This window comes from Spongiibacter sp. C9W (assembly GCF_057370015.1).
In genome coordinates this window covers 2,081,455-2,094,099 of the sequence record NZ_CM170672.1, presented here as the reverse complement: position 1 = coordinate 2,094,099, position 12,645 = coordinate 2,081,455, and the positions used below count along the sequence as shown (strand labels likewise).

Genomic DNA, 12,645 nt, shown 5'->3' with positions numbered 1-12,645 from the left:
GTCGGTTGCTGGTGGTTTTGGTCGATTACTATCAACCGATAACCCGCCTGTTTTTGCAACCTACCCACCTGAATTTACGAAGAACCATTAAAAATACCGACGCCGAAGAGTACGCCGAAATCGATAATTACAATGCCACACTCAACGTCGATATCGATTTTGAGAAGGGAACGTTTAGCTCGGTAACCGCGGCGACCGGCTTCGAATCAGAGGACTTGTTTGACGGCGATTCCAGCAGTTTTGATACCGTGCCGCTGTTAGGTATTGAAGAGTACGACCAACGCAGCCAGGAGTTCCGTTTTACCTCTCCAGGTGGAGAGTTTATCGACTACATTGTCGGTGCCTTCTATCAGGAGGGTGAGATGACCTTCTACGAGTCTACGCCCTTGAAGGTGCGCAATGGCGCACTGGCAGATGCGGGCCGCAATCCGGTGGGCTGCCTGATCAATACACAGACCAACGTGGCTGCGGACCTTGAAAAAGACTTCTACATGGACAGCGAGGCGTGGTCGACCTTTGCCCAGGTAACGTTCAACTGGACGGACTCCCTGAGAACAACACTGGGCCTGCGTTACGTGAACGAGAAAAAAACCGGTTTCCGTGAATTATTCCTCTATCAGTCGGGAACGAAAAATCCCGTTGATCCGGTTACCGCGACCGTACTGGGTGCGCTGAACATTGAGGAGCATGAGATCGAGGGTGACCGCGAGGTGGGTGTCACCTTGCCGTCGGTCAATGTTCAGTGGGATCTCAATGAAGACATTATGACCTACGCCACCGTTACCCGCGGGGCGAAGTCAGGCAGTTTTGACGCGCGCAACAACAATGCCAAAGATGGGCCGGGCGGTGGTGGCGAGAACTTTGAGTTTGAAGACGAAGTGGCCGATGCCATAGAAGTAGGCAGTAAAATGCAGCTGGCTGATGGCGCGGCGGAACTGAATATTGCCGTGTATCACGTTGAGTACGAAGACATGCAGGTCAGTGTCTTTGATGGCGTAGCCGGTTTTGTGGTGTCCAATGCAGGTAGTGCATTGACGAAAGGTGTAGAGCTGGATGGGCGCTGGCTAATGAGTGAATGGTTTATGCTCAGCGGCTCGCTTGCCTACTTGGATTTTGAGTGGCTCGAATACAAAGAGGGGCCTTGTGTGGCCACTGCCGACGAGGATATATGCGACCTCAGCGGCAAAGAAAATCAACAGACGCCGGAGTGGACGGCCACGCTATCGGGTACGGTGAGTATTCCCATGCCAGCCGATTTAATGCTCGACTTCACGGCTGATGCCTCGTTCAAAGATACCCATTTTACCTCGGGTGACCTCGACCCTCGCGGCATTCAGGGTGCCTACACAAAGTTCAATGCGCGCTTGGCGCTCGGCGACAGCAATGGCGACTGGTCCCTGGCCTTGGTGGGTAAGAATATTACCGACGAGATGACGATTGGCATTGGCTCGCCAACCGTGTTGGATGTTGGCGGTTTTCGCGGCACTCTGGAGCCCCGCCGGTCTTATTACCTAGAGGGCCGCGTGCAGTTCTAGGGGCTGTTACGCCTCTATACCGCAGAGATTTGCGCTTCCTCCATTTGCGCCGGTGCCTTACCGAGGTTCACGGCGCTTTTTTTTCTGTGCTACCTTAAGTTACTCAACAGCTTGTTTATCAGGGATTTTTTTATGGATATCATCCGCATCATCTTTGCCATTTTGCTGCCGCCCCTCGGTGTATTCCTGCAGGTGGGCATTGGCAAACACTTTTGGATTAACATCATCCTTACGCTGTTCGGCTACCTTCCCGGCATTATCCACGCGGTTTATATCATTGCCAAAAAATGACGGATGACAGCATCGCACTGCGGGTGCGTCGCAGCCGTCAGTGGGCGACGCTACTCGACGGCGCTTGGGGAATTCCGTTTACCCGTTGGCGTATCGGTATTGACCCTTTGCTGGGTCTACTTCCTGTGGCCGGTGACGTGGTCGGTGCGCTGCTCGGCTTGGGCATTGTCTGGCAGGCCCACAAAGCATCGGCGCCGCGGGCACTGAAGGTAAAAATGCTTGGCAATATCGCCCTGGACTTTGCCCTGGGCGCGGTACCGATCGTCGGCGACATTGCCGACATAGCCTTTCGTAAAAATGATCGCAATGCCAAGCTGCTTGAAGACTGGGCAAATCAGTTGGACCACAGAGCCGAAGCGCGTACGACGTCGCGCCACTAAAAAAGCCCCGATACCGGGGCAAGCATGGGGTGTCGCACAGGGTGAGAGAATCAGGCAGCTTGGTGTTGGTCGCCGTCGGTTTGCGCATCGCTTACCGATTGGCGAATCAAGTAGTCGAATGCGCCGAGAGCGGCGTTGGCACCGTCCCCCATGGCAATAACAATCTGCTTGTAGGGGGTGGTGGTTGCGTCGCCAGCCGCGAACACTCCGGGCATTGAGGTCTCACCACGGTCACCAGTGATCACTTCGCCGCGTTCGCTGAGCGCCACGCTGCCCTGCAGGAATTCCGTGTTGGGCACTAAACCGATCTGAACAAAAATGCCCGACAGTGCAAGGTCGTGCGATGCGCCGGAATTGCGGTCGGTATATCGCAGGCCGGTTACACGCTCGCCATCGCCGAGTACCTCGGTGGTTTGCGCGTTCAGGATAAATTCGATATTCGCCATGGAGTTGGCTTTGCGCTTCAGCACCTCGTCGGCGCGCAGGGTATTGTCAAACTCCAACACCGTGACATGCTCGACAATGCCAGCCAGGTCAATGGCTGCTTCAACGCCGGAGTTGCCACCACCGATTACGGCTACCGACTTACCCTTGAATAAGGGGCCATCACAGTGTGGGCAGTAGGCCACACCTTTGCCTCGGTACTGTTGTTCGCCGGGAACATTCATTTCACGCCAGCGGGCACCGGTGGCGAGCATCACCGATTTGCTGCGCAGCGCCATGCCGTCGCCGATATCAACGCGGATAAGGCCTTGCTGGTCGGTGCTGAGGCCGCGGGCACACTGTCCCTCCATAATATCGACGTCGTAACTACTGACGTGCGCTTCCAGGTTCGCCGCCAATTTTGGCCCCTCGGTTTTTGATACCGAGACAAAGTTCTCAATACCGACGGTATCCATCAGCTGGCCGCCAAATCGCTCGGCCAGAATTCCCGTGCGGATGCCTTTACGCGCCGCATAGATGGCTGCCGATGCACCGGCGGGGCCACCGCCGATAACCAGCATATCGAAGGCATCTTTATCGGCCAGCTGGGCGCGGCGACGTTCTCCTGCATTGCTGTCGACCTTCTGCAAAATATCTTGAAGGCTGATCCTGCCCTGTGAAAACGGCGCGCCATTTAACAACACCGAGGGTACGGCCATGATGTTGCGCTCGCTGACCTCATCTTGAAAAAGTGCGCCGTCGATCATTTCGTGGCGGATGTTGGGGTTGATGGCCGCCATCATGTTCAGCGCTTGAACGACATCGGGGCAGTTTTGGCAGCTCAGCGAAATATAGGTTTCGAAGTGCAGCTCGCCGTCCAGGTCGCGGATTTGCTCGATCAGTGCCGGGTCAATTTTCATTGGGTGGCCGCCGCTGTGAAGAATGGCCAGCACAAGCGAGGTGAACTCGTGCCCCAGAGGTAAACCGGCAAAGCGAATTTCGGTGTCGCCGGCTGCTGGGCGCACGCCCATGGCAGGGCGGCGGACGTCGGCATGGGTATCGCGACGAACGCGAATTTCGCTGGAAAGACTATCAATATCTTGAATCAGTGCCTCCAGTTGCAGGGAGGCCTCGCCCTGGCCGGGGTAGGCGACCAGCTCTACCGGCGTTTTCAGGTTTTCCAAGTAGTTTGCCAGTTGCTGTTTCATTTTCAGGTCTAACATAGTGGCTCCCTGTAGATTGAGTCGGTAAGAGCGGCCCCGTTTGGGGCCGGTGTGGCCTTAAATTTTGCCGACAAGGTCCAGAGACGGTGACAACGTGTCTTCGCCAGGCTGCCAAGCTGCTGGGCAGACTTCGCCGTCGTGTTCGGCGACATACTGTGCTGCCTGCACCTTGCGAACCAGCTCTTTCGCTGACCGCCCGATACCCAGGTCATGCAGTTCGGCGACCTTGATTTCTCCCTCGGGGTTAATTACGAAGGTGCCGCGCAGGGCCAGGCCGTCCTCTTCGATCATTACACCGAAGTTGCGCGAGATCTTGCCGGTGGGGTCGCCTATCATCGGGAATTGGATTTTGCCGATGGTGTCGGAGCTGTCGTGCCACGCTTTGTGGGTGAAGTGTGTGTCTGTGGACACGGAGTAAACCTCAACACCCATCTCTTGCAGCTGCGCGTAGTGGTCAGCCATATCGCCCAGTTCGGTGGGGCAGACAAAGGTGAAGTCGGCCGGGTAGAACATCACGACCGACCATTTGCCTTTCAGGTCGGCATCGCTAACGTCGATGAAGTCACCCTGGTGGAAGGCGGTTGCCGTGAAGGGCTGTACTTTGCTGTTGATAATCGTTGGGAACATAGTGCTCTCCTGAATTGTTTGGCGTCGAAAATGTGAAGACAGGAGTGAGTCTACGCAGGGATTTAAATGCGATCTAATCGATCGTAATAATTATTTCAATAGATAAATCCTATGGTATGCTGCGCTAAAGCAAGGAGGAGCCATGGTTAAACTTCGCGATTTGCAATACCTCGATGCAGTGGCGCGCCACCAGCACTTTGGCCGTGCGGCCGAGGCGTGTTTTGTCAGTCAGCCGACGCTGAGCGGGCAAATTATGAAACTGGAAGAGCAGATCGGTTTGGTGCTGATTGAACGCCACCGCAAGCGAGTGATGCTGACGCCCGCGGGCGAGGCCTTGATTGGGCGCGCGAGGGCTGTTCTGCGCGCTGCTGAAGACTTTGAGGACAGTGCGCGGGCACTGTCGGCACCGCTGTCGGGTGACTTCCACCTGGGCCTGATCCCCACCGTGGCGCCCTACTTACTGCCCCATATTATGGGGCCACTGGGGCGGGACTTGCCGGAGGTGAATTTTTATCTCCACGAAGACCAGACGCATGTTCTGTTGCAGCAGTTGGATGACGGCAAACTCGATGTGGTGATCTTGTCGTGGCTGGACAGCATCGAAAATGTGGAGCGCTACAACCTCTACCGTGAGCCCTTGGTGTTGGCGGCGCCAAACCATACACCGCTGGCAAAACTGGATCGCGCTGCGCTCTCTGATCTGGATGGTCAGTTAGTGCTTACTTTGGAAGATGGCCACTGCCTGCGTGATGAAACCTTGGACTATTGCTTTTCAGCAGGGGCGAAAGAGGACCAACGCTTTCAGGCTACCAGCCTGGAAACCCTGCGCTATATGGTCGCCAGTGGCCTGGGTATTACCTTGATGCCGCAGCTCGCTGTACGCCCCGCCGACGAAGATCAGGGGCTGCATTACGTGCCTTTTGGTACGCCGCCGCCGAGTAGGGAAATCTGCCTGTTGGTCAGGCCAAACTATTCGCGTATGGAGGCGGTGCGGGCGATGGTCGCCAGTATCCGGGGGGCAATGGCGGGGGCGTTGTCAGAGGCTGAGGGGGTTTAGCAGGCAAAAAAAGGGGCGCCGCTTGGGGCGCCCTAATCATACCTAGAGTAGGAGACTTCGTAATCTTAGTCAGACGCCAAATCAGAAAGTTCCGCCGCCGACGGTGCAAACCAGTAACTGCCGCTTAGCGGCGTCGAAAAATCATTCAAGCGATCCACAATGCCATCGTCGGCTTTGCCAAACATGCTCGCTAAAATGTGGTCATATCGCTCGATCTCGCAGCTAAAAGACAGGAAGTAAAGACCGTGCTGAGAGACTCCGCCATAGGGAACGCTGCGCCGATATAATTTTTGTGCCACGCCATCGATCTTCACATCGCTGCGACTCACGTGTGAGTCGTCCGGCATGGCATCGCCTTTCAGCTCGACACTGTCGGGCTTGGTGCGACCGATCACTTTTTCCTGCTCGTGTTGTGACATTGCGCGAAAGTGCTTCAAATTGTGCTGCCATTGCTGCGAGAGCACAAAGCTACCGCCGGCGCCGGGTTGGCCCTCGGGGATCAGTGCAACTTTGCGCTGGCCCTCTCCTTTCGGGTTTTCGGTACCATCGATAAAGCCACTCAGGTCGCGGGAGTCTTTGTACAGAAAGCCGTTTATCTCAAGGGAAACGGCAGCCACGTCCGCCAGTAATTCGCTGGCTTTCATGGCGGCGTCAAACAATGCGCTGTATCCGTCGCCATTGAGCCAAAGTAAAATACTGCGCTGTGTGGCGGGGGCGGCGACGGCGCCATTGCCGACCGCGCTGAAGGGTTTTAGCCCGGCGGGTTGAGAGCGGCCCAGCCGCTGCCAGCAGTCTGCGCCGAAGGCCCAAACGACGTTGAGCTGGCGACCGTCGAGGTCTTGAAGGGCGCCTATGGCGTTTGCCAACGATGCCTGTAACGCCGCGTCACTGGTGGCGTCTAACAATTCAAATTCGAGAAAGATATGACGATGACTGCCTTCGACAAAAATGCCGGCTTGGGGAAGACTCATGCGGTGTTCTCTTTTGGTGTGCGAAAAGTCATTTTTTAACAGGCCGCTGCGGGGCTGGCAATCCCGTTTGCGGCAAAGCTTGTTCACAATAGGTGGCGGAATTACACTGTTTGGCCTTTTCGCGCCCCGCCGAGGATAGAGTATTGGCTACACGTTTTGAGCAAAGGCTGGCTTTTCTTGCCGAGCCTGCGCAGCACAGTCTACTGAGAGCGATCCGTCGCGGTATCGAAAAGGAAAGCCTGAGAATGGATGGCGACGGCCTGTTATCGCGCAGCGCTCATCCCGAGGCCTTTGGTTCACCGCTCTGCCATCCGTCAATCACGACGGACTTTTCTGAAGCGCTGCTGGAATTCATCACGCCGGTGAGCGAGAGCATAGAGGAAACACTGGCTGAGTTAGACAGCATTCATCGCTTTGCCAGCGGTAGTCTTGGCGACGAGATGTTGTGGAATGCCAGCATGCCCTGCCGTCTGCCAGCCAGCGACGACATTCCCGTTGCACAATACGGCAGCAGCCATTCCGCTACTATGAAAACCCGCTACCGCCTTGGTTTGGGCCATCGCTACGGCCGGAAAATGCAAACCATCGCGGGTATCCACTACAACTTCTCGCTGCCGCCAGCGCTGTGGGATGCGCTCTTTCAGCTTCAGGGCGGTGAGGGAAAAGCCGACAAGGACTTTATTACCGACAGCTATTTTGCGCTGATTCGTAATTTTCGCCGCTACTCCTGGTTGTTGATCTATTTGTTTGGCGCTGCCCCGGCGGTGTCTAAGTGTTTTGTGAATGGCCAGAGCCACAATCTCCAGGAGTGGGGGGAGCACACGCTGTATGCGCCGTATGCGACCTCGCTGCGAATGGGAGATCTGGGTTACCAGAGCAATGCCCAGAAGAATCTCGATATCTGCTACAACCACCTCGATTTTTACATCGACACACTGCGCAACGCCATTACCACCTCGCACGCAGATTACGAACGCATTCCCGCCAGTGAGCAGCTGAGCAGTGGTCTGCTGCAAATCGAAAACGAGTTTTACAGCCCCATTCGGCCCAAGCGGGTGACCGACAGCGGCGAGATTCCGCTGGGTGCGTTGCGTCGCGGTGGCGTGGAATACATAGAGGTTCGCTGCTTGGATGTGAACCCGCTACTGCCTCTGGGTATCGATGCGCAGCAGGTGCGCTTTATCGATGCTTTCCTGCTGTTCTGCCTGTGCCAAAACAGCGACCTGTGTGACGATGACGCCAATGCGGCGATCACCGATAACCTGTTAAAAGTGGTTAACGAAGGGCGCAAGCCCGGCCTGACTTTGACCGGCGAGGCGGGTGAACAACGTTTATTGGTCGAGTGGGGAGAATCCCTGCTCGATGATATTGACGCGCTTGCCGAGCAGCTTGACCGGGCGCACGGTGAAACACACTACCGGGAAAGCTGTGCCGCGCAGCGAGCCAAGCTGCGCAACCCTGCGCTAACGCCTTCAGCGCGCATTCTCGATGAAATCCAGCAGCGCGATGGCAGCTTCTTCAACTTTGCTTTACGCCAGTCCCAGGAGCACGCTGAGCGCTTTAAGCAGTCACCGCTGCTGCCCTCCGATGTCAGCCGTTTCGCTGGCCTTAAAGTGGAGTCGCAGGCCCAGCAGGCTGAGATTGAGGCGGAGAATAGTGGCAGTTTCGAGGATTATCTGGCGCGTTTCTACCAGCAATATAAAGCCCTGTGAACTTCCTTGCCCACTTCCATATTGCCGACGTCATCCGTCGTCGCCGTGGAGAGGCCGATCACGGCCTGCTAGTGGGTGCACTGTTAGGGGATCATGTTAAAGGGCCGCTGAAGGGCGAATATCCCAGTCACTGGGAACAGGGGATTCGCCTGCATCGGCGCATTGATGCGCTCACCGATAGCGACCCAGCCACGCGTCAGTGCCTGCGCGCCTTCCCCGCCCACTTTCGACGCTACGGCGGCATTGCCCTGGACGTGTGCTACGACCACTTCTTGAGTCGCCATTGGCAGGCCGACTGGCTGGATACAGCGCCCCAGGCGCTGGCGGCGTTCAGCGAGCAGTGTTACCAACAATTGCAGGCAGACAGTCGGCACTTCCCTCAGGCTGCGCGGCGCCAGAGCCGTTTTCTGGCCGAATACAATGTTCTGTGCTCGCTGCAAGACTGGCATAATATTGAGCGTACGCTAGCGCGCATTGCCCGCCGTTTGCAGCGGGACAATCCGCTCAGTGACTGCGGGGCGATCCTGACGCCTATGCAGGGTGAGATCGAAGCCAGTTTTCTGGCCTTGTACCCGCGCCTGCTCGCTCAGCTCAGCGACGAATTTGCCAACGGAGCTACCGCCTGACTTGCCGAGCGGAACCGGCGGCAGCTAACCACAACAAGGGAATTATCATGGCCATCAGCTCACGCTGGATTTACTTTTTTATCTTTGCTTGTTGCACCGGTTTACTGGCCTACGCGCTGTACACCCAGTACGTTGATGGCCTGCACCCCTGCCCTCTGTGCATTACCCAGCGGGCCTTCTTTGTTTTCACCGGCGTTGTTGCGGTGATGGCGCTGATCTTCCATCCACAACAACTGGGTCGTTATATTGCCGGTGGCCTTATGTTTGCCAGCTGTGCCGCGGGCGGCGGTTTTGCCTATAGGCAAATCTGGCTGCAAGGGTTGCCACCGGAGCAAGTACCGGCGTGTGGTCCGAGTTTGGAATACATGTTTGAGAATCTACCAATGAGCGAGGCGTTCAACACACTGCTGATGGGTGATGGCAACTGCGCAGAAGTGGTCTGGACCATGTTCGGCATGAGCATGCCAACCTGGTCGTTGATCGCCTTTGTCGGTTTAGCCTTGGCCGCCGTGGCGAGCGCCCTGCCCTGGGTACGCCGTTAATGCTGGCGGGATTTCTCACCTTATTTGCCTGCCAATTAGCCGGTGAATGGCTGCAGCGGGTATTGGGCTTGCCCTTGCCGGGGCAGGTGCTGGGCATGTTCTTGCTGTTTATCCTGCTGTGTGTGCGCGGCGCGCTGCGCGACGACGCGGTGCCCGAGGGCTTGAGTCAAGGTAGTCAGCGGTTGATTGAGTTGCTGCCGATGCTGTTGATGGCACCGGCGGCCGGCGTGTTCTTCCTTGGCGCTGGCTTTGCGGATCAATGGCCGGGTTTTATTGCCGCGGTAAGTGTTGGCACCGTGCTGACGATGATTGCCTGCGGCCTGTTATTGAAAATGCTAACGCGCGGTCGGAAGCAAGGCCATGACTGAGCTGATGCACACCCCGCTGTTTGGGCTGACATTAACCCTGCTGGCCTATCAATGCGCAATGTGGGCCTACACTCGCAGTGGCAAAATGGCGATGTTGCACCCGACGATTAGCGGGGCCGTGTTGATTGCTGTCGCCTTAAAAGCCCTGCAGCTTGATTACTTTGCCTACTACCAGGATATTAACTGGCTCAACTTTTTGCTGGGGCCGGCCACGGTTGCATTGGCAGTGCCGCTGTATCGGCAATTACCCCTGCTCCGCGAGCTTGCTGGCCCCTTATTGGTCACGCTGTTTTTTGGCGCGACGTTTGCGTGCGCCTCGGCGTTGTTGTTAGCGTGGTGGCTCGGGGCGACACAGGAAACGCTGCTGTCGCTGATGACCAAGTCGATCACCACGCCGATCGCGATTACGGTGACTGAAGAAATTGGCGGTATTACGTCGGTTGCCGTTGGGTCAGTGATTCTCACCGGGGTGGCGGGCATCACCACAATCAGCTGGCTGTTTGAGCGGCTAAATATCCGTGATGACCGTTTGTGGGGCTTCTGCCTGGGGCTGGCCGCCCACGCCATTGGTACCTCGCGCGCCTTCGAGCGCAGCCCGGTGGCCGGTGCCTTTGCCAGTTTGGCGCTGTGCCTGACGGGCGCGTTCACAGCCCTGTTTGTGCCGCTAGCAGTGAGCTGGTTCGCCTGAGTTTCGCCCGCGGTGAAACTTAGCTGCGCCAGAAGGCCGGGGTGAACAGCACCAACACGGTAATAAATTCCAAGCGTCCGAGTAGCATTCCCACACTTAAAATCCACTTGCTGGTATCACTCAGGCTGGCGAAGTTGCCAGCTGGCCCGATCAACTCCCCCAGCCCCGGGCCAACATTCATCAGTGCGGTGCTGGCCCCCGTGAGCGCAGTATCGAAGTCGACGCCACTGAAGCTGAGCAATAAGGTAATCAGCATCAGGCTGATCAGCATGACAAATAAATAGGCAACGGATGACAGAAGAATCGCGTCGTCTACCTTGTGGCCATTGTAGCGCCTCGGTACGACCGCGCGGGGGTGCAGGGCCCGTGAAAGCGATTCCTTCAGGCTAATGGCGAGCAGATGGAAGCGAAACATTTTCACCCCGCCGCTGGTCGAGCCCGAGCAGCCACCCATAAACGTCGCGAAGAAAAACAGTGCGGCGGCAAATGGCCCCCAGTGACTGTAGTCACCGCTGGCGAAGCCGGTCGTACTGATTACCGAGATAAGGTTAAAGCTGGACAGTGTCAGGGCGCGCAGCGGCGCCTGATGATTCACCAGTATTTGGTAGAGGCTGAGGATTAAACAGGCAGCGATGACGATCAATACGAAGCCGCGCAGCTGCTGATCTTTCCACAATAGCCAGCGCCGTTGTGACAGCGATTGCACATAAAGGGTGAACGGCAGCGCACCGATCATCATAAACACAATCGCCACCCAGTGGCTTCCCAGGTCGTCGAACTGAGCGAAGGAATTGTCCGAGGTGGAAAAGCCGCCCGTCGATAGCGTGGTCATCGCGTGGTTAATGGCGTGGAAGCTGTCCATTCCGGCCAGCATATAAGCGCCGGTACACAGCGCGGTGAGTACCAGGTAAAAATAGATGATCCGGCTGATCATCGTCTTGGCGCGCGGCAGCGCTTTGTCTGACCAGTCGGAGGACTCTGTTTGAAAAAGGCGCATCCCGCCAACGCGTAAGAATGGCAGTATCGCCACGGCCATGGCAATAACGCCGAGGCCGCCTATCCATTGCAACATGGAGCGCCACAGCAGGATGTCGGCGGGCAGATTGTCCAGGCCGGTAAGCACCGTTGAGCCGGTTGTCGTCAGCCCTGAAGTCGACTCGAAAACGGCATCGCTAAGGCTGAACACCGTGTCTGTTAATAGCAGCGGTAAGGCACCAAGCAGGGACATCAGCAGCCAGCTCACGCTGGTAATTAAGAACATATGGCGCGGCGTGAGCGCGTGAATCTGGTAATTCCAGGTGGCTATGGCGCCGGCCAGTGCCAGGCTTTCGCAGACGAGCAGCACCAGTGTGTAGGCCGCGGCGTTGTCACTGCTGTAAATCCATGCGGTGGCCAGTGGCAGCATCAGGCTCAGGCCGAAGACGGCGATGGTAAAGCTGCAGACCTTGACGACGGGCATCATCAGGCGCTGGGGGCTCATGGTGGATCCTACTCTGCGCCCAGTGGTAAGTCGTTATTGCGACACACGCCCAATTCAGCGGAACCGGCGCCACAGGCAATAATGGATTTAAATGCCGCGTCGAGTTTTATATCGGGCCGCAAGGTAACGCAATCACTGGGAAGGTGGTATACAAAGCCCGAGGTGGGGTTGGGGCCAGTGGGAACGAATACGCTAAACCAGCCATTGTCGTGGCGACTGGTGACGATGGCGGTGGCTTGGGTGGGAACGTCGCGGCCGTAGAGCTGAACGATGGCGACCTCGCCGCGGGTAAAGGGCGAGTTGCTGTCGTTGCCAAACATTTGCTGAAGGATGTCGCGGATCAGCCGGTAGCCGGGGGCGAAACGTGACAGGTGGCGGTCGATAAAGCCCTGAGCGAAGCGACCGGCGCTGGTGGCGACCAAGGTTCCCACCACGAAGCAGGCGAATAAAATCAGTGCAATAACAACAACATCGATCAAAGCAGGTGGCGCACCGCTAATTTTCACCAGTGGCTCGGTGAGCGGCGCGATCAAACTTTGCACGGCATTTACCGCCCAGCGCAATGCCAGCAGCAGGATAACAATCGGGGCGATAACAAGGATGCCGCCAATAAATGACTGGCCGATAAAGTGCTTGAACTTATTCATGATGACTCGCGGATTCCTGCTTGTCGGCGGTGCTAATAGTAAACAGTTTGTTCGCGCTCGGCACGACCGCTTGCG

The 12,645-nt window shown here is 56.8% G+C and carries 14 protein-coding genes; 9 read left to right on the top strand and 5 right to left on the bottom strand.

Features of this window, described 5'->3' with window-relative positions:
* The first annotated feature begins 11 nt into the window (after positions 1–11).
* The 3 genes from AC2Q8J_RS10025 (at position 12) to AC2Q8J_RS10015 (ending at position 2,206) form a co-directional block, all read left to right on the top strand.
* A complete protein-coding gene (locus AC2Q8J_RS10025) occupies positions 12–1,535 on the top strand; it encodes a TonB-dependent receptor (RefSeq protein WP_486452614.1) in 1,524 nt (507 codons plus the stop codon).
* Positions 1,536–1,667: 132 nt separating this feature from the next.
* Positions 1,668–1,826 (top strand): YqaE/Pmp3 family membrane protein, encoded by a 159-nt coding sequence (locus tag AC2Q8J_RS10020; RefSeq protein ID WP_036255757.1) that lies wholly within the window; start codon positions 1,668–1,670, stop codon positions 1,824–1,826.
* Positions 1,823–2,206 carry a DUF4112 domain-containing protein gene (locus tag AC2Q8J_RS10015; RefSeq protein WP_486451190.1) on the top strand — a complete coding sequence of 128 codons (384 nt, stop codon included), beginning with the start codon at positions 1,823–1,825 and terminating at the stop codon, positions 2,204–2,206. Before AC2Q8J_RS10020 ends, AC2Q8J_RS10015 begins: the two co-directional genes overlap by 4 nt.
* 50 nt (positions 2,207–2,256) lie before the next feature.
* Here AC2Q8J_RS10015 and ahpF read toward each other — a convergent pair whose 3' ends face one another.
* Together ahpF and ahpC are read right to left on the bottom strand one after the other, a co-directional pair.
* Positions 2,257–3,852: an alkyl hydroperoxide reductase subunit F gene (ahpF, locus tag AC2Q8J_RS10010; RefSeq protein ID WP_486451189.1), complete on the bottom strand. Its 1,596-nt coding sequence runs from the start codon at positions 3,850–3,852 to the stop codon at positions 2,257–2,259.
* A 57-nt stretch (positions 3,853–3,909) separates the two neighbouring features.
* Positions 3,910–4,479 (bottom strand): alkyl hydroperoxide reductase subunit C, encoded by a 570-nt coding sequence (gene ahpC / locus AC2Q8J_RS10005; RefSeq protein ID WP_027873320.1) that lies wholly within the window; start codon positions 4,477–4,479, stop codon positions 3,910–3,912.
* A gap of 142 nt (positions 4,480–4,621) precedes the next feature.
* On the opposite strand from ahpC, the gene oxyR reads away from it, so the two are divergent.
* Positions 4,622–5,536: a DNA-binding transcriptional regulator OxyR gene (gene oxyR, locus AC2Q8J_RS10000; protein ID WP_027873319.1), complete on the top strand. Its 915-nt coding sequence runs from the start codon at positions 4,622–4,624 to the stop codon at positions 5,534–5,536.
* A 65-nt stretch (positions 5,537–5,601) separates the two neighbouring features.
* On the opposite strand, the gene AC2Q8J_RS09995 is transcribed toward oxyR, so the two are convergent.
* Complete coding sequence (locus tag AC2Q8J_RS09995) at positions 5,602–6,507, bottom strand: Dyp-type peroxidase (RefSeq protein WP_486451188.1); 906 nt, start codon at positions 6,505–6,507, stop codon at positions 5,602–5,604.
* A 143-nt stretch (positions 6,508–6,650) separates the two neighbouring features.
* On the opposite strand from AC2Q8J_RS09995, the gene gshA reads away from it, so the two are divergent.
* Genes gshA through AC2Q8J_RS09970 form a run of 5 tightly spaced genes read left to right on the top strand, consistent with a single transcriptional unit; the run spans position 6,651 to position 10,443 of the window.
* Positions 6,651–8,219, top strand: a complete 1,569-nt coding sequence (gene gshA / locus AC2Q8J_RS09990; RefSeq protein WP_486451187.1) for a glutamate--cysteine ligase — start codon at positions 6,651–6,653, stop codon at positions 8,217–8,219.
* The gene (locus tag AC2Q8J_RS09985) at positions 8,216–8,845 is read left to right on the top strand and encodes an acyl carrier protein phosphodiesterase (RefSeq protein WP_288362671.1); all 630 of its coding nucleotides are present in this window, start codon (positions 8,216–8,218) and stop codon (positions 8,843–8,845) included. The genes gshA and AC2Q8J_RS09985 overlap by 4 nt, the downstream gene beginning before the upstream one ends.
* A gap of 47 nt (positions 8,846–8,892) precedes the next feature.
* A complete protein-coding gene (locus AC2Q8J_RS09980; RefSeq protein WP_204994832.1) occupies positions 8,893–9,387 on the top strand; it encodes a disulfide bond formation protein B in 495 nt (164 codons plus the stop codon).
* Positions 9,387–9,755: a CidA/LrgA family protein gene (locus AC2Q8J_RS09975; RefSeq protein ID WP_204994831.1), complete on the top strand. Its 369-nt coding sequence runs from the start codon at positions 9,387–9,389 to the stop codon at positions 9,753–9,755. The genes AC2Q8J_RS09980 and AC2Q8J_RS09975 overlap by 1 nt, the downstream gene beginning before the upstream one ends.
* Positions 9,748–10,443 carry an LrgB family protein gene (locus AC2Q8J_RS09970; RefSeq protein ID WP_286695236.1) on the top strand — a complete coding sequence of 232 codons (696 nt, stop codon included), beginning with the start codon at positions 9,748–9,750 and terminating at the stop codon, positions 10,441–10,443. Before AC2Q8J_RS09975 ends, AC2Q8J_RS09970 begins: the two co-directional genes overlap by 8 nt.
* A 19-nt stretch (positions 10,444–10,462) precedes the next feature.
* On the opposite strand, the gene AC2Q8J_RS09965 is transcribed toward AC2Q8J_RS09970, so the two are convergent.
* Complete coding sequence (locus AC2Q8J_RS09965) at positions 10,463–11,923, bottom strand: TrkH family potassium uptake protein (RefSeq protein WP_486451186.1); 1,461 nt, start codon at positions 11,921–11,923, stop codon at positions 10,463–10,465.
* Between the two features lie 8 nt (positions 11,924–11,931).
* Positions 11,932–12,570 (bottom strand): DUF502 domain-containing protein, encoded by a 639-nt coding sequence (locus AC2Q8J_RS09960; RefSeq protein WP_286695234.1) that lies wholly within the window; start codon positions 12,568–12,570, stop codon positions 11,932–11,934.
* Positions 12,571–12,645 lie beyond the last annotated feature (75 nt).

Excerpts from the sequence above, each read along its gene's own strand:
- AC2Q8J_RS09960 (WP_286695234.1), bottom strand. The coding sequence starts at position 12,570 with ATGAATAAGTTCAAGCACTTTATCGGCCAGTCATTTATTGGCGGCATC.
- AC2Q8J_RS09995 (WP_486451188.1), bottom strand. The coding sequence starts at position 6,507 with ATGAGTCTTCCCCAAGCCGGCATTTTTGTCGAAGGCAGTCATCGTCAT.
- AC2Q8J_RS09965 (WP_486451186.1), bottom strand. The coding sequence starts at position 11,923 with ATGAGCCCCCAGCGCCTGATGATGCCCGTCGTCAAGGTCTGCAGCTTT.
- ahpF (WP_486451189.1), bottom strand. The coding sequence starts at position 3,852 with ATGTTAGACCTGAAAATGAAACAGCAACTGGCAAACTACTTGGAAAAC.
- AC2Q8J_RS10015 (WP_486451190.1), top strand. The coding sequence starts at position 1,823 with ATGACGGATGACAGCATCGCACTGCGGGTGCGTCGCAGCCGTCAGTGG.
- AC2Q8J_RS09975 (WP_204994831.1), top strand. The coding sequence starts at position 9,387 with ATGCTGGCGGGATTTCTCACCTTATTTGCCTGCCAATTAGCCGGTGAA.
- AC2Q8J_RS10020 (WP_036255757.1), top strand. The coding sequence starts at position 1,668 with ATGGATATCATCCGCATCATCTTTGCCATTTTGCTGCCGCCCCTCGGT.
- oxyR (WP_027873319.1), top strand. The coding sequence starts at position 4,622 with ATGGTTAAACTTCGCGATTTGCAATACCTCGATGCAGTGGCGCGCCAC.
- AC2Q8J_RS09970 (WP_286695236.1), top strand. The coding sequence starts at position 9,748 with ATGACTGAGCTGATGCACACCCCGCTGTTTGGGCTGACATTAACCCTG.
- AC2Q8J_RS09980 (WP_204994832.1), top strand. The coding sequence starts at position 8,893 with ATGGCCATCAGCTCACGCTGGATTTACTTTTTTATCTTTGCTTGTTGC.
- ahpC (WP_027873320.1), bottom strand. The coding sequence starts at position 4,479 with ATGTTCCCAACGATTATCAACAGCAAAGTACAGCCCTTCACGGCAACC.